The sequence below is a fragment of the Marinobacterium arenosum genome (genome assembly GCF_019795155.1).
Lineage (GTDB): Bacteria > Pseudomonadota > Gammaproteobacteria > Pseudomonadales > Balneatricaceae > Marinobacterium_C > Marinobacterium_C arenosum.
Genome location: NZ_JAILYN010000022.1, coordinates 13,977 through 35,816, shown reverse-complemented (window position 1 = coordinate 35,816; position 21,840 = coordinate 13,977). Strand labels below are relative to the sequence as shown.

Below are 21,840 nucleotides of genomic sequence, written 5' to 3'. Positions count from 1 at the left end.
CCATTCGCGGTTTCAGCCGACCCGATCAAACTGCCGATCAGTGCAGCCGCCCGGCCTCGTAGAGCTGCTTCTGAATCTCCTGCTCGCTCATCAGACTGAGGTCCTTGGACAGTTCGCCGCTAACCAGTTTCTGCAGCTGCGGGCTCAACTCCTGGCGCAGATGGCCAAGAAAACGAGGCGCCGCCACCAGGAACAGCTTGTCAAAGTGTTCAGTCTGGCGGGACTGCTCAAGCTCGCTGATGATGCCTTTGGCAAACTGGTGAGCTTCCTGGTCTTTGAACTCCACCCGGTTGCTCATCGTGATACCGGCGCCACTGGCGCTGCGGGTATGGCCTGAGCGGTCGGAGGTCAGGTCCTGTTCCCGTTGTTTACTATAGGGATTTACCAGATCTTTCAGTGCTTCGAGCGAACTTCCTAGCCGTTGGGTGGCAAAGATGCGGGCTCGTCCTGCGTCCGCTACCACAACACCGATACTCATGATCGTCACCTCAGCTATCGCAGTTGATGAACTGCCGACCGAACCTGCATAGGTTCTCCTTTCCCGCGCATCGACTCCGGCCGACCCTGTAAAAAGAATAGTGCAGTTCAAAAACAACGGCGTAGCCGCCGGCGACGATCAGCCGGCCGGACGCAGCATATGCAGATGAGGAATGCCATCCTCCAGGTAGACCTCGGAGCTGGCAACGAAGCCGTAGCCGGCGTAAAAATCCTGCAGATAGGCCTGGGCGCCGATCTGGATAGCACTTTGCGGCCAGCAGCGCTCGCAGTGGCGCAGTCCTTCGGCCAGCAACCGGCGTCCCAGCCCATTGCCACGGCCATCCGGATGGGTCACGACCCGACCGATGCAAGCACGGCCGGGATAGGCCATATCCGGTGGCAGCAGCCGCAGATAGGCCAGCAATCGGTCGCCGTCATAGCCCAGCAGGTGGCGCACCTGCGGGTCTCGATCCTGCCCGTCGATATCACCGTAAGGACAGGCCTGCTCCACCACGAACACCTCATTGCGCAGTTGCAACAGGTCGTACAGTTGATCCAGGGTCAGTTCAGCAAATGTTTTCAGCTGCCAGTTCATCGCTACTCCTCCAGTGCCGCTTGCTTCAGGCGAGTAGCCTGTCGACGGCATTAACAATTGTTAGCGGCCAGCCGCTTGTTGATCCGGCTGTCGCTTCACCCTGTTGCCCCAGCACCTGATTCGGGTCGAGAGGCAGCGCCGGTAGCAGCTCAGACAACGGCGGCGATAGATCGAGTGACAGGTAGGGCAGGACCGGCTCCAAAGCGTCCAAGCAAAACGCCATATTAAGCCAGTATCGCGAATCACTCCTGATCGCTGTCGTTATCTTCGCAGGCCTCGGCGGACGGAAACTGCGGCAGTTGCTGGAACAGCCGCTCGAAGTGGCTCTGCACCCGGCCCAGGTTGACCAGGCTCATACCGCTGGAGAAACCGAACCAGGTGTAGAGCCCGTTGAGGTCGCGGAACATCGGCGGCAGGTAGGCCGGCTGGACGATCAGCCCCTCCAGTGCGTACTCGTACAGCACCGGCAGATCGTCCAGGGTGACCTTGCCGACGAACAGCATCGGCAGGATCTCCGGCACCCCGGCCAGGATCGCGCTCTTGATGAAGTTAACGGTCTCGACGAATCCCCGGACATAGGAGAGATCCTTGGTAAAGCAGGCGCCGCCCTCGACCATGCCGCCGCGGAACACCCGCTGGGCCACCTTGTAGCTGGCCTGCTCGCTCAGGCCACGCTCAAGGAAGAAGCGATAGACCTCGATGAAATCGGCGCCCCGCTCGGCCAGATCGATCGCCACCACCCGGTCGCTGATCCGGCGGGCGCGGTCGGGGAAGGAGCTGAAGGTCAGCGTCTCGATCAGCACCGCCAGCCCCTCCTGGATCGCGGTGATACGCGGCGAGCCGACACTCAGCCAGCTGGCCCAGGGCTGGCCGCGACCGTTCAGCGTAGTGCCCACATGCACCCAGCCCTCGTGCACCTCCAGCACCCGCAGGTCCAGTTCGGAAAAACGGGCATAACTGTTGATCTTGATGCGATCCCCGCCGGCCGAGGCGTCCGACACGATACCGTCGCTCAGCTCGACATTGACCGGCCAATCGCCGAAGTAGCCGCCCAACCGCCGCTGCAGCTCCGCCACCGCATCCGAAGCTTCGATCTCCTTCGGATAGGCGTGCGCCAGACGGGCCGCCGCCGGCAACGAAAAGATGCCGCACAGCCGGTCGCCCAGCTCGATCAGGGTCTTGCGGTCGCCGCGCAGATGGTCGCGGGCGCTGCCATACAGCGCCCGGCTGGCGGTCAGAAAACCGGCACGGCCGCGTTGTTGCAGCAGTTCGACCACCCGCTCGTACTGCTCGGCCGTCTCGCTGAGAATCCGCCCGAGCCGGTCGCCCGGTCCCAGCCGGCGTCTGATGTCGGCCCGCAGCGCACGTAACTCCGCCCGCTTCACACCGGCATCGAACCGCAACGGCTGCGCCTCGTAGAACGCCCGATCCGCCGCCGGCAGTCGGGTGCCACCCGACGCCAGGAACTGCGTCTCGTACGCCTGCGGCCACTTGATTGCGTCCAGCAGCAGAATCGGCCGTTGGATCTCCACCAGCCGGTCGGACAGGGCCTTCAGTTGTTCGGCATAGCGGGCTTGGCTCATGTTCAGATTCCCTGGTAAGTGACCGGCTCCAACTGCTTGGCACTATTACACTGCAGGTTAGAGCATATCTTGCTGCGATTTAATATCGCTACCGGGTTAGCTGCAACGATTATCGGAGCCGCTTTCGCTCCACTTTTCGCCATCGCTTCGAACCGCTCTCTGGAGGCCGCCCTGCCCGAGCGACAAAACGTAATAAACCATCCTTTTTCATAAAAAATAGACGTGCCAACTGATCAAAAAGCCGATAATGTAGTTAACTTACATAAATTCCAATAATAAATCCGGATCGATCATGGCGAACGTCACTTCACTCAAGGCTTGGCAATCCCTCCTGACCCGTACCGAACAGGCACAGCAGACTCCGATCAAGGCGCTGTTCGCGCAGGATGAGGCGCGCTTCCAGAAATACTCGCTGCAGGCGCAGAACATCCTGCTGGACTACTCGAAGAACCCGGTCGACGACGCCACCCTGGCCGACCTGCTGGCGCTGGTGAAGGAGGTCGGGCTGGATAACTGGCGCGACCGGATGTTCCACGGCGACCGCATCAACGCCACCGAGAACCGCGCAGTGCTGCATACCGCGCTGCGCAATCGCAGCAATACCCCGGTGTTCCTGGACGGCGTTAACGTGATGGACGCGGTCAACCGTGAGCTGGCGCGGATCAAGAACTTCGTCAACGCGGTTCGCAAAGGCCGCTGGCGCGGTTATTCCGGCAAGCGGATCACCGACGTGGTCAATATCGGCATCGGCGGCTCGGATCTCGGCCCGCGGATGGTCACCCAGGCACTGAAGCCCTACGCCGACGACCGCATCCGGGTGCACTTCGTCTCCAACGTCGACGGTGTCGAGATCGCCAACACCCTGCGGCCGCTGAACCCGGAGCGGGTGCTGTTCGTGGTCGCTTCGAAGACCTTCACCACCAGCGAGACCATGACCAACGCCCAGACCGCCCGCAACTGGCTGATGTCGTCGGCGTTCGACGAGCGAGCGGTGGCCAAGCACTTCGTCGCGGTATCCAGTAACGAGGCGGCGGTCAAGGCGTTCGGCATCCGGCCTGAAAACAGCTTCCAGATGTGGGACTGGGTCGGCGGCCGCTTCTCGCTGTGGTCGGCAATCGGCCTGCCGATCGCCCTGCAGCTGGGCTTCAAGCAGTTCGAGGAGCTGCTCAGCGGCGCCCACGAGATGGACCTGCACTTCCGCGACATGCCGTTCGAGCGCAACGCGCCGGTACTGCTGGCACTAATGACGTTGTGGAACAGCACTTTCCTGGGCCGCCATTCACAGGTGATCCTGCCCTACGACTGGCCGCTGCAGCGGTTCGCCGCCTATTTGCAGCAGGCGGAGATGGAGAGCAACGGCAAGTCGGTCGACCGCGTCGGCGAGCGGGTACCCTACACCACCGGCGCGGTGATCTGGGGCCAGCTGGGCATCGATGGCCAGCACGCTTTCTACCAATACCTGCACCAGAGCAACACCGTGGTACCGGCCGACTTTATCGGCTCGATCGAGAGCAGCACCCCGGTGCGCGGCCACCACGAGAAACTGATGGCCAACTTCTTCGCCCAGACCGAGGCATTGATGAACGGCATCAGCGCCGAGGAGGTGGCGCGCGAGCTGGCCGGCCAGGGATTGTCCGAACAAGAGATCGAGCGACTGCTGCCGCACAAGGTGCACCAAGGCAACCGGCCGACCAACACCCTGCTGTTGAAACGGCTGGACCCGCGCACATTGGGCGCACTGATCGCGCTGTATGAACACAAGATCTTCGTGCTGGGGGTGATCTGGAATATCTGCTCGTTCGACCAGTGGGGCGTCGAGCTGGGCAAGACCCTGGCCGCCCGCATATTGCCGGAACTGCAACAGGCGCAGAATGAAGGCCGCCACGACGGTTCCACCGAAAACCTGATCCGCTACTTCAAGCAGCAGCGCGAAAAGCTGAAAAGCTGAGGAGAGCCCTATGAACTACAAACAGATCGAGATGCCGGCCAGCAAGCGGATAGCGCTGATCGCCCACGACAATATGAAAGAAGAGCTGCTGGACTGGACCCGCAGCCACCTGGACCGGCTGCGGCCGCACCAGCTGTTCGCCACCGGCACCACCGGCCACCTGCTGGAACGGGCGCTGGGCACGCCGATCCATAAACTGCTCAGCGGCCCGCTGGGCGGCGACCAGCAGATCGGCGCCCTGCTGACCGAGCAGAAGATCGATATGATCGTCTTCTTCTGGGACCCGTTCGAACCGATGCCGCACGACCCCGACGTCAAGGCGCTGCTGCGGATCGCCGCCGTCTGGAACGTGGCGGTGGCCTGCAACCGCAGCTCGGCGGATTTCCTGATCAGCTCGCCGCTGCTCGACCAGCCGCATGGCTACAAGGTGCCGGATTACCAGAGCTATCTGGACCAGCGGTTGAATTGATATTCAATTTTATTCTGTAGCCGAGAGGCCGGCTGATTGAAAACCCAGCCGACCGAACATCAACCGCCTACGGCGGTGGCGCCCCAGGTGACGCCCTACAAAAATCGGAGCCCCGCTCAGACTGCAAGAGGCTGGAATAACCGCGCCCCTCGGTGCACGTAAAAAAGAGATAAAAAAACCGCCCCAATGGAGCGGTCACAAACAACAACAAAAGAGCATCTTCAATTCGGTTTCAGGCGACCCGGTGGCCGCGCGCCGCTTGCAGCAGCGTGAACCAGTCGCTGCGAGTCAGTGACAGCTCGCAGCCCTGTCGGGCGGCTGCGATGCGCGCGGCGTTAAAGCTGCCCAACACCGGCACCGGCGCGCCCGGAATGCGGCGCAGCCAGGCCATCGCCAATGCGGTTGGCGTACAACCATAGATATCGGCCATCGCCGCCAAAGGTTGAGCCAGTTCGCCCTGCTCGAGCGTGCCGCCGGCCAGCGGCGACCAGCAGAGCGCCTGCATCCGGTCCAGTTGCAGCGCTTCCGCCTGGCCGTCGAACAGCGGTTCGGTACGCTTCAGCGACAGCTCGATCTGGTTGCAGCGCAGCGGCTGAGTCAGCCGCGATTGCAGCAACCGCCACTGGTCCGGCAGGAAATTGGACACCCCCACCGCCGCCAGCTTGCCTTCAGCCACCAGATCGTCGAGCAACTGGGCGGTTTCATCGACATCCATCAGCGGGTCCGGCCGGTGGATCAGGAACAGGTCCAACCGCTCCACGCCCAGCCGGCGCAACGAGCCCTCCACCGACTGGCGCAGGTAGGCCGCGCTGGTATCGTAATGTTTCACACCCCAGCGAGAGCCGTCCCGCGCGGCGGTGACGATATCGGCCTTGCTGATCAGCCGCACCTTCGAGCGCAGCGCCGGCTGGCGTGCCAACGCCTCGCCGAACAGTGTCTCGCAACGCCGGTCGCCATAGATATCGGCATGGTCGAACCAGTCCAGCCCGCTATCCAGTTGCGCGGCGATCCAGTCGGCCAGCCGCGCCGGATGGCTCAATTCGTCATTCTCCGTCAGCCGCATCATGCCCAGCACCAGCGGCGTTTCAATCAACTCAACACTCACCCTGTATCCCCTCCTATCAATCCTCTGGCAGAGCTTCCACCGAGATCGTCGTTTGCAGCGACGCCGCGGCGCCGGGTTCCAGTTGCAGCGGATCGAACGGTCCGGTGTTGGCCGCCTCAATGCAAACAAAGCGCGACGCCTGGGCCAGGCCGACATCGGCCATCAGCGCCGCCGCACCGGCCGGATTCCAGACCACTGTCGAGCCGCTATTCGCCTTGCCGATACGGATCGCCCGCCGCCAACCAGGGTCGACCAACAAGCCATCGTCGCGATGGGAAAAAATCCGGTCGATCTCGCCGTCGATCCTGATCGCCCCCGCCTGCCGTCCGGCCGCCATCTGCTGCAGCTTGTCGACATAGTCGCAGCCCTGCAGGCCACGCAACGCCACCTGCGACAGATCGGAAACTGCCAGATAGCTGTGCAATGCCTGGCTGATGGTGACAGCACGATCGCTTTGGTTGAGGGTTTCCAGCCGGATACTTAATTGCCCGTCGACCACGTCGACAAACTGGCTCAATTGCAGCCCGGGCCACAACGGCGTCTGCGGGCTCAGCCGCCAGCGGCCGCCATGTTGATCCAGATGGACGGTTTCAATATCCCAAAGTGCGGTGCGGGCCAGGCCATGGGGCGGCTGCGACGGATCGGACGGATGGTTGCCGAACCAGGGCCAACACAGCGGCACGCCGCCCCGGAGCGCCCGGCCCGGCCGTTGCGGCTGGTCGGTCAGCCAGAGCACAGGGCGCTGACCGGCCGGCCGAAAATGCAGCACCTGGCCGCCCTGTTCAGCCAATATCAGCTCGCCCCAGGCCTGCTTGCACAGCAGTAACGAAAACCCCTGCCAATTCAGCTTATGAGATCCCGGATTGGCCGATTCGATCTGTGCTTGCAGATCAGGGTCGCCGACACACTGACTCACCCGGCCACCTCGGCGTTATCCAGGGCCGCGGCGGCACCCAGCAGGCCGGGATTGTCGGCGGTACAGAGCCAGACCGGCACCTGCGCCATATACTCGACAAATCGGCCTTTGGCTTCGAACGCTTCGCGGAAACCACTCTGCAGGAAGAACTCCGCCACTTTCGGCAGAATGCCGCCGCAGAGGTAGACACCGCCGCGTGCGCCCAGCGTCAGCACCGCATCGCCGGCCACCGCGCCCAGAATGCGGCAGAAGCGGCTCAACGCCTCCACCGCCATCGGCTCGCTGCCCGCCAGCGCACGGGTGCTGATCTCCGCCGGACTTTCACAACGGACCGGCTGGCTGCGGTAGCCGCACAGCGCGCGGTAGAGATTCAGCAGCCCCTGGCCACAGAGAATCCGCTCCACCGACACCCGGCCGAACTGTTCATTGAGCTGGCGCCAAACCGCCAGCTCCACCTCGTCGGTCGGCGCAAAACTGACATGACCGCCTTCGGTCGCCAGCGGGATCCAACCGTCATTGGCTGGAACCAGCCCCGACACCCCTAGCCCGGTGCCGGGGCCGATCACAAGTCGCGCAGCGCCATCCAGCGCGCGACCGCCCCCCACCACCAGACGCTCTCCTGACGGAACATGCAGCATCCCCAGCGCCATGGCGGTAAAGTCGTTGACCAGCTTGAGCTGGTCCAGGCCCAGTTGGCGCTTCAGCGTCTCACGCGTGAACCGCCAGTGGTTGTTGGTCATACGGATTTCGTCGCCCTGCACCGGGCAGGCGAATGCCAGACAGGCACGCGCCACCCGTTCGATGCCGACGGCGGCGAAGTAATCGCGACAGGCATCGTCGATATTGCGGTAATCGGCACAGTTCAGCGTCCTTACCTGCTGTAGCTCGACCGAGCCGGGCCGCACCAGCGCAAAACGGGCATTGGTGCCGCCGATATCGCCAACCAGGGCGTACTCGCTCATTCGACCGCCTCCTCCGCGAATTCGAAGACCCCGGCGCCCTGCTCGGCGCAGCTGACCTGCCGGCGCATCGGCGCGAACAGCTCACGGCCCATCGCATGATGATGATCGGCCGCCGAATCCGGCATGGCCTGACCGCGCTGCAACCACCGTTCGTCGCCGGCCAGCAGCTGCAGCGTACCGGCATCGGCGTCGAGCCGGATCAGATCGCCATCGGCCACCTGCGCCAGCGGGCCGCCCTGGCAGGCCTCCGGCCAGACATGGATCGCCGCCGGTACCTTGCCGGACGCGCCGGACATCCGGCCATCGGTCACCAGCGCCACCTTGAAGCCACGATCCTGCAGGGTACCCAGGTACGGAGTCAGCTTATGCAGCTCCGGCATGCCGTTTGCCGTCGGCCCCTGGTAGCGCACCACCGCCACGAAGTCGCGCTCCAGCTCACCGCGCTCGAACGCCTCGGCCAACTGATCCTGATCTTCGAACACCACCGCCGGCGCCTCGACCAGCCGATGCTGTTCGGCCACCGCCGAGACCTTGATCACGCCACGTCCCAGGTTGCCGGTCAGCACCTTCAAGCCACCATCGCGGCTGAACGGCCGATCGACCGGTCGCAGCACGTTTTCATCCAGCGACTGCTCGCTGCCCTCGCGCCAGACCAGCTTGCCGTCGTCCAGGAACGGCTCCCGGGTGTAGCGCGACAGCCCTTTGCCGGCGACGGTCATCACATCCTCGTGCAGCAGGCCGCCTGCCAGCAGCTGACGCACCAGGTAGGCGACACCGCCGGCCGCCTGGAAGTGGTTGATATCCGCTTCGCCGTTCGGGTAGACCCGCGCCAGCAGCGGCACCACCGCCGACAGATCGGAAAAGTCATCCCAGTTGATCTGGATCCCGGCCGCCCGGGCGATGGCGATCAGGTGCATGGTGTGGTTGGTCGAGCCGCCGGTCGCCAGCAGCGCGACGATCGCGTTGACCAGAGCACGCTCGTCGACGATCTCGTACAGCGGCGTGAAGCGGCCGTTCGGCTGGGTCAGCCGTACCGCCTGACGGCCCGCCTCGCGGGTCAGCGCCTCGCGCAGTTCGGTGCCGGGGTTGACGAACGAGGCGCCGGGCAGGTGCAGCCCCATCACCTCAACCACCATCTGGTTGCTGTTGGCGGTGCCGTAGAAGGTGCAGGTGCCGGCGCTGTGGTAGGAATCGGCCTCACACTGCAGCAGCTCCTGGCGACCGACCTTGCCTTCGGCATAGAGCTGACGGATACGGGCCTTTTCCTTGTTCGGCAGACCGCTCGGCATCGGCCCGGCCGGCACGAACAGGGTCGGCAGGTGACCAAAGCGCAGCGCGCCGATCAGCAAGCCCGGCACGATCTTGTCGCACACGCCCAGATAAAGCGCCGCGTCGAACATGTTGTGGGACAGCCCCACCGCCGCCGCCATCGCGATCAGGTCGCGGCTGAACAGGCTCAGCTCCATGCCCGGCTGCCCCTGGGTCACCCCATCGCACATCGCCGGCACGCCGCCGGCGACCTGCGCCACCGAGCCCAGCTCGTGGACCGCCTGCTTGATCTGCTCAGGGTAGGTCTCGAACGGCTGGTGCGCGGACAACATGTCGTTATATGACGTAATAATGCCGACATTGACCGCATTGGTCAGTTTCAGCGCCTGCTTGTCGCCGGTGCCGCAGGCGGCGAAGCCGTGCGCCAGGTTGCCGCAGGACAGCCGGGCACGGTGCACGCCCTGCTCTTCTGCGGCCTTCATCTGGCGAAGATAAGCGGCACGACTGGCCCTGCTACGGCTGACGATACGTGCGGTAACCTGTTCAACTACAGCGTGCATGGATGCCCTCGACTCTGTTCTGGTTCTTTCTTACCAGGCTGTCGCAAAACTACTGCGCTCGGTGATACTGCGTTAAAAATCGGCCGCAGCGGCGGACCGTACAAAATGCTCATTTACAGCTCGTAAACTCCACTTTTTCGCCGATTTTTGCCTTGTCTCACCTTCGCTCGCTACATTTTGCGACAGCCTCTCACAGGGGCTCGCGCCGATATTCGCAGCCAAGCCCAATCTCAATTTTTGGTAAGTTTACCAAAATTTTTTCAGAAATCACTGTTTGATTTGCGTTTCATCTCGTAATATTTATAAAAAAACAACATCAACGTCAGGTGATTACGAGGTAACAACCATGACCATCCGCGTCGCAATCAACGGTTTTGGCCGTATCGGCCGCAATGTGCTGCGAGCACTTTATGAAAATAACTACCGCGAGCAGATTCAGGTGGTTGCCATCAACGACCTCGGCGATGCCGCGATCAACGCCCACCTGTTCCAGTATGACAGCGTACACGGCCGTTTTGGCGGCAACGTCAGCCACGACGACGAAAGCATTAGCGTCAACGGCGACCGGATCGCCATCAGCGCGATCCGCAATCCGGCCGAACTGCCCTGGCGCGAGCTGGCGATCGACGTGGTTTACGAATGCACCGGGCTGTTCACCGAACGGAGCCGGGCCGCCGCCCACCTCGAGGCCGGCGCCGGCAAGGTGATCATCTCCGCGCCGGGCAAGGATGTCGACGCCACCATCGTGTACGGCGTCAACCACGCGCAGCTGCGTCAGTCGCACCGGATCATCTCCAATGCCTCCTGCACCACCAACTGCCTGGCGCCGGTGGCCCAGGTACTGCAGCAGCATATCGGTATCGAAAGCGGCCTGATGACCACCATTCACGCCTACACTAACGATCAGAACCTGTCCGACGTCTACCACCCGGACCTGTACCGCGCCCGCTCGGCCACCCAGTCGATGATCCCGACCAAGACCGGCGCCGCCGCCGCGGTCGGCCTGGTACTGCCGGAGCTGGCCGGCAAGTTCGACGGCATGGCGGTGCGGGTGCCGACCATCAACGTGTCGCTGGTCGACCTGAGCTTCGTCGCCGCGCGCAACACCAGCGTCGACGAAGTGAACCGGCTGTTGGCGGAGACGGCGCAGCAGTCACCGGTGCTGGGCTACAACAGCGCGCCGCTGGTGTCGGTCGACTTCAACCATAACCCGCTGTCCTCGATCTTCGACAGCGCGCAGACCAAGGTGTCGGGCCGGCTGGTCAAGGTAATGGCCTGGTATGACAACGAGTGGGGCTTCTCCAACCGGATGCTGGACAACACCCTGGCCCTGATGCAGGCACCCGCCTGAGGAGCATGACAAGATGCTGAGACGTACCAAGATCGTCGCTACCCTGGGTCCGGCCACCAGCAGTGCGCAGCAGATCGAACAACTGATCCTGGCCGGCGCCGACGTGATGCGGTTGAATTTCTCCCACGGCGAAGCCGACGATCACCGTCGCCGGGCCGAGCTGGTGCGCGAAATGGCCGCCCGGCACGGCCGTTACGTCGCCCTGCTGGGCGACCTGCAGGGGCCGAAGATCCGTATCGCCCGCTTTGCCGACACCAAGGTCCGGTTGGAGATCGGTCGGCAGTTTACACTGGATGCCGAACTGGACCGTGACGGCGGCGACGCCAGCCGGGTGGGGATCGACTACAAGGCTCTGATAAGCGACTCCCGGCCCGGCGATATCCTGCTGCTGGATGACGGCCGCATCGAGCTGAAGGTGCTCGAGGTGACCGGCCAGCAGGTGATCACCGAAGTGCTGGTCGGCGGCTGGCTGTCCAACAACAAGGGGATAAACCGGCTTGGCGGCGGCCTGTCCGCCAAGGCGCTGACCGACAAGGACAAGGCCGACATCAAGATCGCGGCCGAGATCGGCGTCGATTACGTGGCGGTCTCCTTCCCGCGCGATGCCGCCGACATGCACGAGGCACGTGCCCTGCTGGAAGCCACCGGCTCGACCGCCGGGCTGGTCGCCAAGATCGAACGGGCCGAAACCGTGGCCGACCCGCAGGTGCTGGACGATATCATCCGCGCCTCCGAAGCGGTGATGGTGGCCCGCGGTGATCTAGCGGTGGAGATCGGCGACGCCGCGCTGGTCGGCGTACAAAAGCAGATCATCGGTCGCGCCCGCAGCCTCAATAAGGTGGTGATCACCGCCACCCAGATGATGGAATCGATGATCAGCAGCCCGATGCCGACCCGCGCCGAGGTGTCCGACGTCGCCAACGCGGTGCTGGATTCCACCGATGCGGTGATGCTGTCGGCGGAAACCGCCGCCGGCGACTACCCGGTCGAGGCGGTCGCGGCGATGGCACGAATCTGCCTGGGTGCCGAACAGCACCCCTCGGCGCAGAAATCCAAGCACCGGATCCACGAACACTTCGAGTTGATCGACGAAACCATCGCGCTGTCGGCGGTCTATGCCGCCAACCACCTGACCGGCGTCAAGGCGATCATCTGCCTGACCGAAACCGGCGCCACGCCGCGGCTGATGTCGCGACTGCGCTCGTCACTGCCGTTCTTCGCGCTGTCGCGTCGCGAGGACACCCTACGCCGGGTGGCGCTCTATCGCGGCGTGCAGCAGGTGCCGTTCCACGCCGACAAGCTGCCGCCGCAGGAGATCAACCAGCGGGCGGTCGACGAGCTGGTCAAACGGGGCGTGGTCGCCGACGGTGACCTGGTGATCATCACCAAGGGGGATTACCTCAATGCCCAAGGCGGCACCAATACGCTGAAAGTGGTCCGGGTCGGCCAGGCGATCGCCTGACCAACCGACCGCTCCCCCCGGCCACCATATTGTTATACTCTGCCCTTCTCCGGGGAGGCCATCCTCCCCGTTTTTTTGGTTCATAGCAGAGTAGCGGAAAACATTTACGGCAGTCATAAGCTCGCTGCTGGCCCCCTCTCCACACCAACTCTGAGGGTCCCGGGCACGGTTCGATGCAGCAGTGATCAGGCAAGAGGCTTCCCGCCAAAGCACGAAGCATCTTTGTAACCTAGCGACTTGAAACAACGGCAGCCAACCACGCCGCCTTAGCCGTAAAAACGGCGAACATAACAATAATTAGACGGTATTCCCCATGCACCAGTCCGATCAGATGCCCTCCCTTCTCAAACTCCGCAGCAAACTGCGCCGCCCGCCCCTGGCCACCGAGGTGATCGCCCGACCGCGCCATGACGAGCTGTTGCAACAGCCGCTGGGTGGCAAGCTGCTGCTGTTGCAGGCGCCGGCCGGCTACGGCAAGAGCACCCTGATCAACCAGTGGAGCCGGCAACAGGATCTGGCGACGCTCTGGTACAACCTCGATCACACCGACAGCAGCCCGCAGTCGTTCATCCACTACCTGGACCTGGGGTTACGCCAGTTGCTGCAGCTGCCGGAACCGGCGTCGACGCTGACAAAAAACGTGAACGCCGAGCTGACACCGGAAGCCCGGCTGATCGCGCTGCTGAACGAACTGCCGGACGAATATCCGCCGTTGCTGCTGGTGCTGGACGACTACCATCTGATCGACAGCGAGACGGACCACCAGCTACTGCGCTTCCTCTGCCGCCATCAGCCGGACTATCTGACCCTGGCGGTGCTGACCCGGACGCCGCCGCCGCTGGGCATTCCGGAACTGCGCGCCAAGGGGCGGCTGGTCGAGCTGCACAGCGACGAGCTGGCGTTCGATGCCGACGAAACGGCCGAGTTACTGTCCAGCCACCTCAATTTCGAGGCCAGCCGCGAGCAGGCCGAGCGCCTGAACCGGCGCACCGAAGGTTGGGCCTCGGCGCTGAAGCTGGCCACCCTGACCGGCCAGACCCCGGCGCTGCTGGACGAATTTATCGATCAGCTCAGCCTGGGCCACCCACATATCGTCGACTACCTGGCCGACGAGGTGATCGGCCCGCTGGCGGAACCGCTCAAGCAGTTCCTCTACCGCACCTGCATCCTGCAGCAGTTCAACCTGGAGCTGGCCCAGCGGGTCTCCGGCCAGCAGGATGCCGCCGCCCGGCTGGCCGAATTGACCGGCCAGGGGTTGTTCATCAGCCGTCAGCCGCAGGACGGCGACAGCCGCTGGTACCGCTACCACGGCCTGTTCGCCAACTGCCTGCAGCAATTACTGGCCCAGCACCACCCCGATCAGCAGCGCCAGCTGCACCAGCGCGCCAGCGACGCCTGGCTGGCGCTGGAGAATCCGGCCAAGGCGGCCGACCACGCGCTGAAGGCACAGGACGAACAACTGCTGACCGCGATCCTGCTACGCTATGGCCGCCAGCTGTTCCGCGACGGCCAGCTGCTGGCGCTGGAGCAGTGCCTGAACCAGCTCAGCGAAGACAGCATCTGCCGCCAGCCGCTGCTGACCCTGTTGCGCGCCTGGGTAGCGCAGAGCCAGTACCAGTTCGAACAGGCGGAACAGTGGCTGGCCAAGGCCGAGCAGACCCTGAAACCGATCTACAACGACGAGGAGTGGCGCACCCTGCAGGGAGACTTCAACGCGGTGCGGGCGCAGATCGCGATGAACATCGGCCAGACCGAACAGGCGATCAGTTACGCCGAACTGGCGCTGGAGCTGCAACCGGAACATATGCGCACCTCGCGCACCACCGCCTTGTCGGTACTGGGCGAGGCCGCCTTCGTACAGGGCCGGCTGGACGACGCCTACCAGCGGATGCAGCAGACCGAGCAGCTGGCCCGCTCGCACGACGCCAGCAAGCTGGTGCTCTGGACCTTGAGCCAGCAGTCGGAGATCTCGATGGCACGCGGCTATCTGCAGCAGGCCTACAACCTGCAGGAGAAGGCGCTCAACTACGCCGAGGAGAACCGGCTGCCGCCGTCGCCGCTGATGGAGTTCATCCACCGGGTGCGCGGCCAGATCCTGTGGGAGTGGCACAACCTGGAAGCGGTCGAGAAATGCGCCCTGAAAGGGATCGAGACCCTCGAAGGCCACGGCGAGCGCTGGAACCTGCAGTGCTACACCCTGCTGGCCAAGGTCGCCCTCGGCCAGGGCAAACAGCAGCTGTGCGCCGACTACATCAAGCGGATGCAGAAGCTGCTGGCCAGCTGGGACTACCATATCGACTGGATCGCCAACGCCCACGCCACCCTGGTGACCTACTGGGAGGAGGTGCGCGATCTCGACAGCCTGCACCACTGGCTGGACGGCGCACCGGTGGTCAGACCGGCCACCAACCACTTCGCCCAGTGCAGCGTGCGCAACCGGGCCCGCGCCCTGACCGCGTTGAAGCATTACGACGAAGCCGACCAGCTGCTGCGCAGCAATCTGGACCAGGCCGAGCAGTGCGGCCTGGTGCTGGACCAGACCCGCAACCTGATCTACCTGGCGCAACTACGCTGGCAGCAGGAGCAGCGCGAGGAAGCGCTCGACCAGTTGCACCGGGCGCTGACCCTGGCCAGCACCAGCGGCGTACTGAGCAGCTTCCTGCGGCTCGGCAAGCCGCTGATCGTGATGCTCAAGGCATTGCTGAACGAACGCCAGCTGGCCGACCTCGAGCAGCAGCGGGCCGAGCGGCTGATCAACCTCAGCCAGCAGCGGCGCAACTTCAGCAAGGCGATCCGCATCACCCTGGACGAGGCGATCATCCAGGACATCATCAACCGGCCCGACGTGCCGGAGCTGATCCGCACCTCGCCGCTGACCCGCCGCGAGTGGCAGGTGCTAAGCCTGATCCAGGCCGGCCTGCCCAACGAGCAGATCGCCTCCCAGCTGAATGTCGCGCCAACCACCATCAAGACCCACATCCGCAGCCTCTATCAGAAGCTGGGGGTCGCCAACCGCAACGAGGCGATCGCCCTGGCCAGCGACCTGCTGGCCAAGATTCAGGGGGAGTAAGTTTAGAGTTACTAGTGGACAGTAAACAGTTAACAGGAATTTCTTCGCTCGACAGCTGTTAGCTGTTAGCTGTTAGCTGTTAGCTGTTAGCTGTTAGCTGTTCAACTATAAACTTTTCCCCCTCCTACGCCCTACGACTACCGCCCCACCCCTACGCCCTTAAAAGAATCCGCAGGGAGGATGTTGCCCCTGGCGACAACGGCGACCATGGAGCCTGTCTCGAAATAGGAACACGGTGCCCCGCGTGTCGGCATTGCCCGGCGCGGCGGCACCTCAGGACTCAAGAGTTGGCAGATGATCAAGACAGATAACGACTGGTGGCGGGGCGCGGTAATCTATCAGGTTTACCCGCGCAGCTTTTTCGATTCCAATGGCGACGGCATCGGCGATCTGCCGGGCATCACCGCAAAGCTGGAGTACATCGCCAGCCTCAACGTCGACGCGATCTGGCTGTCGCCGTTTTTCACCTCGCCGATGAAGGATTTCGGCTACGACGTGTCCGACTACCGCGATGTGGACCCGATCTTCGGCACCCTGGCCGATTTCGACGCGCTGGTCGCCCGCGCCCATGAACTGGGCCTGCGGGTAATGATCGACCAGGTGCTGAGCCATACCTCCGACCAGCACGAATGGTTCAAGCAGAGCCGCCAGGACCGCGACAACGACAAGTCCGACTGGTACGTCTGGGCCGACGCCCGGCCGGACGGCACCCCGCCGACCAATTGGGTGTCGGTGTTCGGCGGCTCGGCCTGGACCTGGGACAGCCGCCGCCGGCAGTACTACCTGCACAACTTCCTCAGCAGCCAGCCGGACCTGAACTTCCATAACCCGGCGGTGGTGGAACAGGTGCTGTCGGACGTTGAATTCTGGCTGCAGCGCGGCGTCGACGGCTTCCGGCTGGATACCGCCAACTTCTACTACCACGACGACCAGCTGCGCGACAATCCGGCCAACACCGAGGTGCGCGAAGGCGGCATCGGCGTCCGGCTGGACAACCCCTACGCCTACCAGTGCCACATCTACGACAAGACCCGGCCGGAGAATATCGGCTTCCTGCAGAAGCTGCGCGCGCTGCTGGACCGCTACCCCGGCACCACCACCGTCGGCGAGGTGGGCTGCGACCGCTCGCTGCAGACCATGGCGGAGTACACCAGCGACGGCGACAAGCTGCATATGGCCTACTCGTTCGATCTGCTGACCGAACAGGGCTCGCCGCAGTTTATCCGCCACACCCTGGAAACCATCGAGCGCGGTATCGGCGACGGCTGGCCCTGCTGGTCGGTCGGCAACCACGACGTGCAGCGGGTGATGAGCCGCTGGGGCGATGCCGGCGCACCGCAGGCGCAAGCCAAGATGCTGATGGTGCTGCTGCTCAGCATGCGCGGCAGCATCTGCATCTATCAAGGCGAGGAGCTGGGCCTGACCGAAGCGGAGCTGGCCTACGAGGACCTGGTCGACCCCTACGGCATCAACTTCTGGCCGGAGTTCAAGGGCCGCGACGGCTGCCGCACGCCGATCCCCTGGCAAGCCGACGTGCCCCAGGCCGGCTTCAGCAGCGCCAAGCCCTGGCTGCCGGTGGCGATCGAACATCACCGCCGGGCGATCAGCGTACAGCAGGACGATGCCGCGTCGATCCTCAACAGCTACCGGGCGTTCCTCGGCTGGCGTCAGCAGCAGCCGGCGCTGTGCAAAGGTGAGATCCACTTTATCGACACCGCCGACAACTGCCTGCTGTTCAGCCGCACGCTGGATGGCGAACAGATGCTGGTTGCCGTTAACATGGGCGCAGAGCCGGCCAGCCTGATGGTCGACGGCAACTGGCGAGCGATGACGCTGCCCGATTCGTTGCCGCTGGGCCACCTGAGCGGCGACCGGCTCAGCCTGCCCGCCTATGGCGTACTGATCTGCAAGCCGGCCTGACCGCCGGCCCTGAGAAACAGAAAAGATCAATAAAAGAACAATAAGAGAACAAGAGGGCAGCCCATGGCTACGGTCACTCTAAATAACATCTGCAAAAGCTATGACGGCATCCCGATCTCCAAGAATATCGACCTGGAGATCCAGCAGGGCGAGTTCGTCGTCTTCGTCGGCCCGTCCGGCTGCGGCAAATCCACCCTGCTGCGGATGATCGCCGGGCTGGAGGAGATCACCTCCGGCGATCTCCATATCGGCGGCAAGCGGGTCAACGACGTGCCGCCGGCGGAGCGCTCGGTCGGCATGGTGTTCCAGTCCTACGCGCTCTACCCGCACCTGAGCGTGGCCGAGAACATGGGCTTCGGCCTGAAGCTGGCCAAGACCGACAAGGGCGAGATCGACAAGCGGATCGGCGAAGCGGCCCGTACCCTGCAACTGAGCCAGCTGCTGGATCGCAAGCCGAAGGACCTGTCCGGCGGCCAGCGCCAGCGGGTGGCGATCGGCCGGACCATGGTGCGCGAGCCCCAGGTACTGCTGTTCGACGAACCGCTGTCCAACCTGGATGCCGGCCTGCGGGTGCAGATGCGGATCGAGATCGCCAAGCTGCACCAGCGGCTCAAGTCCACCATGATCTACGTCACCCACGACCAGGTGGAAGCGATGACCCTGGCCGACAAGATCGTGGTGCTGGACCACGGTCGCGTCTCCCAGGTGGGTGCGCCGCTGGAGCTGTACCACTACCCGGCCAACCGCTTCGTGGCCGGCTTTATCGGCTCGCCGGGGATGAACTTCATCCCGGCTCAAGTGATCTCCGCCAACTGCGACAGCGCCCGCGTCAGCCTGCCGAACGGCGAGCAGATCGAGCTGCCGGTCAACGGCGACGGCCTGAGCGCTGGCGACAACGCCACGCTGGGCATCCGCCCGGAACACTGCGTACCGGCCGAACAGGCGGACGCCAGCCTGGTCGGCGACGTCAACGTGGTGGAACGGCTCGGCGACCAGACACTGCTGTACATGACCATCGCCGGTATCGACAACGCCATCGTCCGGCTGCACGGCGACCGGCCGATACACGCCAACCAGTCGCTGGCGATGGGGCTGGACGCCAAACGCTGCCACCTGTTCCGCGCGGACGGCAGCGCCTGCCAACGCCTTTACAAGGAAGCCGGCTTCGACAGCTGAGTTGTTCCTGATACCCGTACAGCTAAATCTCTATGCCGGTCAGTGACACAACTGACCGGCTTTTTCGTTATTCGGCGAAGCAAGCTACAAACGGGAGGAGGCTACCCGGCGGTTGGAGGTAGAGAAATTTTATCCGCGAACTTTCCTGATAATCTAAAACAATCCTGTCGCTCGCGGAGCGAGCTGCTACAAAGTCGAACCCTTATAGCACGCAGCGACTCTTGCAGGGTCCGCTTCAGCTGACCAAACGCCGGCAGGCGTTCCGGATACCATCGAGAGAATCCCCCCGTAATGATCCGCAACGATAACAGGCAGCCAGCAACCCTGAAATTAAAACCGAAATCCATCCGGATACTGGTGAAAATCGTCGTAGTCGCCCTTGCTTAACGGCACGCCCTGCTGACGGGCGAGCGCATAGACCATGTTCAGGTGGAACAGGAAGTTCGGCAATGCATAGAGCGCCAGGTAATCAGCCCCGCTGAATGCATGCTCCCGGAAGCCGGTCCGGGTTGTCACCTGCCGCGTTTCAGCACCCTCAAATCGACTGCTATCAATCTGCGCCAGATAGTCGAGCGTCTCGGCGAGCTGCATCCGAATACCCGTAAAGCTCTGCCGTTCATTGGCGAAGGAGCGGATCTCCTCACCGATCAGCGGACAGAGCGCCCGCAAGCTAAAATCGATCGCCGTGCGGGCCTGCTGGCTCAACGGGAACATCCCCTCCGCCAACCGGGCATTCAGCAGTTCGGCCTCGGAATCTGCGTGAGCTGCGGATTTTTCCAGTATCCGGTCCAGCTGCTGGAGGTAATGGGTGAACAGGGTCAGGGGTTCAATCTGCATGGTCTGCTTTAGCATCTGTATTCCTATGGCTCGCTCCGCGTGGACACGACAAGCGTGCCCACTTTACCGGACGCCCCTCGTTTGAAAGCACAGCACCGGCCCACGATGATCTTAGGCGCAGATATCAGGAGTAGATTTTGTTGCAGCGAGGCGGTCGGCGGAGCGGGGCTCTTCATTAATTAGAAAACCACCCGGTGCGCTTATTCACCGGGTGGCCATATCAAAAAAATCAACAACGAAAACTGTCCAGCCGCAGGCGCAGGCCGTTGAGCTGCTCGCTCAACTGCAGCCCCTGCTGTTGCATGCCGGCGGCTTCGCCGGCGACCTGCTCGACCCGGCTGTTGGAGTGCTGCAGGCTCTGCTCGATACTGTTGGCCGACTGCTGTTGCTCGGTGGCGGCAGCGGCGATCTGTCCGTTCAGGGCGCTGATCGCTTCCACCGCCTGCTGGATGCCCTGCAACGCCTGTTGCGCCTGGTCAGACAGGGTCCTGCTTTCGCCGGCGATAGAGCGACTGCGGCCGACGACCGTCTCCACCGCAGCGGCATCCTGCTGCAGCTGTTCGACCATCTGCTGGATCTCATCGGTGGAGCGGCTGGTGCGCTGGGCAAGCTCGCGTACCTCGTCGGCCACCACCGCGAAACCGCGCCCCATCTCACCGGCACGGGCCGCTTCGATGGCGGCGTTCAGCGCCAGCAGATTGGTCTGTTCGGAGATGCCGCGAATCACGTCCAGGATGCTGCCGATCGACTGGCTGCGCTGCGCCAGCCGATTCATCGCCTCGCCGGTACTGTCGATACAGTCGGCCAGCTGATGCATCGACTGATGGCTGCTGGCCACCACCCGGAATCCTTCGGCGACATCCGCCTCTGCTTCACGGGTCCTGCCGAGCGCATCGGCACTGTGACCGCTGACCGCGTCGGCGGTACCGCTCAACTGGCAGGCCGCCGCCATCACCGCGCTGGTATCGCGCTGCTGGTCGACCACCAACTGCTGTAGACGGTTACCGGTAACGCTGCTGCGCTCGACGCTGCCCTCCAGCTGCTGCAGCAGTTGCTGCACTTGGCCGAGGGTATCGCCGAACGAGTGCTGCAGGGTATCGAACGCCGCCGCCATCGCGCCCAGTTCATCACGGCGCCGGCTGTCGCAACGGCGGGTCAGATCGTGGTCGGCGGCGGTCGCCACCAGGATCGACTGTATCCGGCGCAGCGGTTTCAACAGCGCCCGCGAGAACGCCAGCCCGTTCAGCAACGACAGCAATAGCGCGCCACCACCGATCAACAGCAGCCAGCGGCTGCCCGAGCTCGCCTGCTGCGCCAGGGCGGCAGCGGCCCCCTTGACATCGACACCCAGTTGCTCGGCCATCTGCAGCCGCTGCTGGCTGGCGCCTTCGGCTTCGGACAGCTGCTGCTCCAAGCGGTCGGCCAGCTGACTCAGCAACCCACTCATCTTGACCGACTCGTCGCGGGCGCCGCCGATCAACGAGGTGCCGAGGGCGTTGGAACCCTTCTGGAAGAACTCGAACGCCTTGTCGACCAGATTGCGATACTGGCTCAGACGCTGTTCGAACTCGGCAAAGAGCGCGGCCGACTGCGGCATCGCGCCGGCCAGCATCGCCAGGGCCTGCTTGACCCGCTGCTGCGCCGCCTCGGCCCGGTCGCGGGAGTCATACTCGACGGTCAACGCGGCGTCGAAATGCCAGTACAGCATATGGCTGTAGGCTTCGCTGGCCGCCAGCAACTGGCGGCGCAGCGCGGCCACCTGCTCGCGCTGGCGGTCGCTTTGTCGCTGCTCCAGCAATGCCTGCTGCTGCAGCTCGATCCGCTGCTGCTGTTGGGCGCTGCTATCGCTGATCTGCCGCAGCTGCCAGCCGGCAAATGCCAGCGCACAGCCGCTGATCAGTACGAACACCAATGTGCTGAGCCAGATCCGCCGGGCCAGCGACAGAGACCAGAGGGCAGTTTTTTTCTTATTGTTTTCCATACTCGGGTTCCGTTCTTGTTGTTATCGGGTTGATATTCTTAGGCTTGCTGGAAAGGTGCCACTCGATGCGTCTGAGCTGTCCGCTTGGTATGCCCCATGGTTACCGCTGGCGACATCTGCGGACTGTGCCAATTCTGTCGCGGTCGGTACCCAAAGGGC

16 protein-coding genes are annotated in these 21,840 nt (G+C 63.5%); 7 read left to right on the top strand and 9 right to left on the bottom strand.

The genetic code is table 11. The features are described 5' to 3' along the window. Positions 1 to 37 precede the first annotated feature (37 nt). From K6T12_RS11625 to K6T12_RS11615, 3 genes are all read right to left on the bottom strand, one after another. Positions 38 to 478 (bottom strand): host attachment protein, encoded by a 441-nt coding sequence (locus K6T12_RS11625; protein ID WP_222222635.1) that lies wholly within the window; start codon positions 476 to 478, stop codon positions 38 to 40. A gap of 138 nt (positions 479 to 616) precedes the next feature. Next, positions 617 to 1,072 (bottom strand): GNAT family N-acetyltransferase, encoded by a 456-nt coding sequence (locus tag K6T12_RS11620; protein ID WP_222222633.1) that lies wholly within the window; start codon positions 1,070 to 1,072, stop codon positions 617 to 619. 242 nt (positions 1,073 to 1,314) lie between these two features. Further along, positions 1,315 to 2,655: a flavohemoglobin expression-modulating QEGLA motif protein gene (locus K6T12_RS11615; protein WP_222222631.1), complete on the bottom strand. Its 1,341-nt coding sequence runs from the start codon at positions 2,653 to 2,655 to the stop codon at positions 1,315 to 1,317. 292 nt (positions 2,656 to 2,947) lie between these two features. Here K6T12_RS11615 and pgi point away from each other — a divergent pair, with 292 nt between their 5' ends. Next, complete coding sequence (gene pgi, locus K6T12_RS11610; protein ID WP_222222629.1) at positions 2,948 to 4,603, top strand: glucose-6-phosphate isomerase; 1,656 nt, start codon at positions 2,948 to 2,950, stop codon at positions 4,601 to 4,603. 10 nt (positions 4,604 to 4,613) lie between these two features. Beyond that, positions 4,614 to 5,072, top strand: coding sequence for a methylglyoxal synthase (locus tag K6T12_RS11605; RefSeq protein ID WP_222222627.1), 459 nt, complete (start codon positions 4,614 to 4,616; stop codon positions 5,070 to 5,072). Positions 5,073 to 5,304: 232 nt separating this feature from the next. On the opposite strand, the gene K6T12_RS11600 is transcribed toward K6T12_RS11605, so the two are convergent. The 4 genes from K6T12_RS11600 to edd are packed head-to-tail and all read right to left on the bottom strand — an operon-like array spanning position 5,305 to position 9,884. Next, positions 5,305 to 6,177 (bottom strand): aldo/keto reductase, encoded by an 873-nt coding sequence (locus K6T12_RS11600; RefSeq protein ID WP_315853599.1) that lies wholly within the window; start codon positions 6,175 to 6,177, stop codon positions 5,305 to 5,307. 16 nt (positions 6,178 to 6,193) lie between these two features. Beyond that, a complete protein-coding gene (locus K6T12_RS11595) occupies positions 6,194 to 7,093 on the bottom strand; it encodes a D-hexose-6-phosphate mutarotase (protein WP_222222625.1) in 900 nt (299 codons plus the stop codon). Continuing rightward, the gene (locus tag K6T12_RS11590; RefSeq protein WP_222222623.1) at positions 7,090 to 8,055 is read right to left on the bottom strand and encodes a glucokinase; all 966 of its coding nucleotides are present in this window, start codon (positions 8,053 to 8,055) and stop codon (positions 7,090 to 7,092) included. Before K6T12_RS11590 ends, K6T12_RS11595 begins: the two co-directional genes overlap by 4 nt. Continuing rightward, positions 8,052 to 9,884 carry a phosphogluconate dehydratase gene (gene edd, locus K6T12_RS11585; protein ID WP_222222621.1) on the bottom strand — a complete coding sequence of 611 codons (1,833 nt, stop codon included), beginning with the start codon at positions 9,882 to 9,884 and terminating at the stop codon, positions 8,052 to 8,054. Before edd ends, K6T12_RS11590 begins: the two co-directional genes overlap by 4 nt. Before the next feature lie 346 nt (positions 9,885 to 10,230). On the opposite strand from edd, the gene gap reads away from it, so the two are divergent. The 5 genes from gap (at position 10,231) to malK (ending at position 18,863) form a co-directional block, all read left to right on the top strand. Beyond that, positions 10,231 to 11,235, top strand: a complete 1,005-nt coding sequence (gap, locus tag K6T12_RS11580; RefSeq protein ID WP_222222619.1) for a type I glyceraldehyde-3-phosphate dehydrogenase — start codon at positions 10,231 to 10,233, stop codon at positions 11,233 to 11,235. 13 nt (positions 11,236 to 11,248) lie between these two features. Continuing rightward, positions 11,249 to 12,697, top strand: coding sequence for a pyruvate kinase (gene pyk / locus K6T12_RS11575; RefSeq protein ID WP_222222617.1), 1,449 nt, complete (start codon positions 11,249 to 11,251; stop codon positions 12,695 to 12,697). 313 nt (positions 12,698 to 13,010) lie between these two features. Then, complete coding sequence (malT, locus tag K6T12_RS11570) at positions 13,011 to 15,767, top strand: HTH-type transcriptional regulator MalT (protein WP_222222615.1); 2,757 nt, start codon at positions 13,011 to 13,013, stop codon at positions 15,765 to 15,767. Positions 15,768 to 16,061: 294 nt separating this feature from the next. After that, positions 16,062 to 17,687: an alpha-glucosidase gene (locus tag K6T12_RS11565; protein ID WP_222222613.1), complete on the top strand. Its 1,626-nt coding sequence runs from the start codon at positions 16,062 to 16,064 to the stop codon at positions 17,685 to 17,687. A 63-nt stretch (positions 17,688 to 17,750) separates the two neighbouring features. After that, entirely contained in the window at positions 17,751 to 18,863 is a 1,113-nt protein-coding gene (gene malK / locus K6T12_RS11560; RefSeq protein WP_222222611.1) for a maltose/maltodextrin ABC transporter ATP-binding protein MalK, read from the top strand. Positions 18,864 to 19,193: 330 nt separating this feature from the next. Here the strand turns inward: malK and K6T12_RS11555 are convergent, their stop codons facing one another. Both K6T12_RS11555 and K6T12_RS11550 read right to left on the bottom strand, forming a co-directional pair. Beyond that, positions 19,194 to 19,715, bottom strand: coding sequence for a DUF1993 domain-containing protein (locus K6T12_RS11555; RefSeq protein WP_222222609.1), 522 nt, complete (start codon positions 19,713 to 19,715; stop codon positions 19,194 to 19,196). A 214-nt stretch (positions 19,716 to 19,929) separates the two neighbouring features. After that, positions 19,930 to 21,681, bottom strand: coding sequence for a methyl-accepting chemotaxis protein (locus K6T12_RS11550; protein WP_222222604.1), 1,752 nt, complete (start codon positions 21,679 to 21,681; stop codon positions 19,930 to 19,932). Between the last annotated feature and the right edge of the window lie 159 nt (positions 21,682 to 21,840).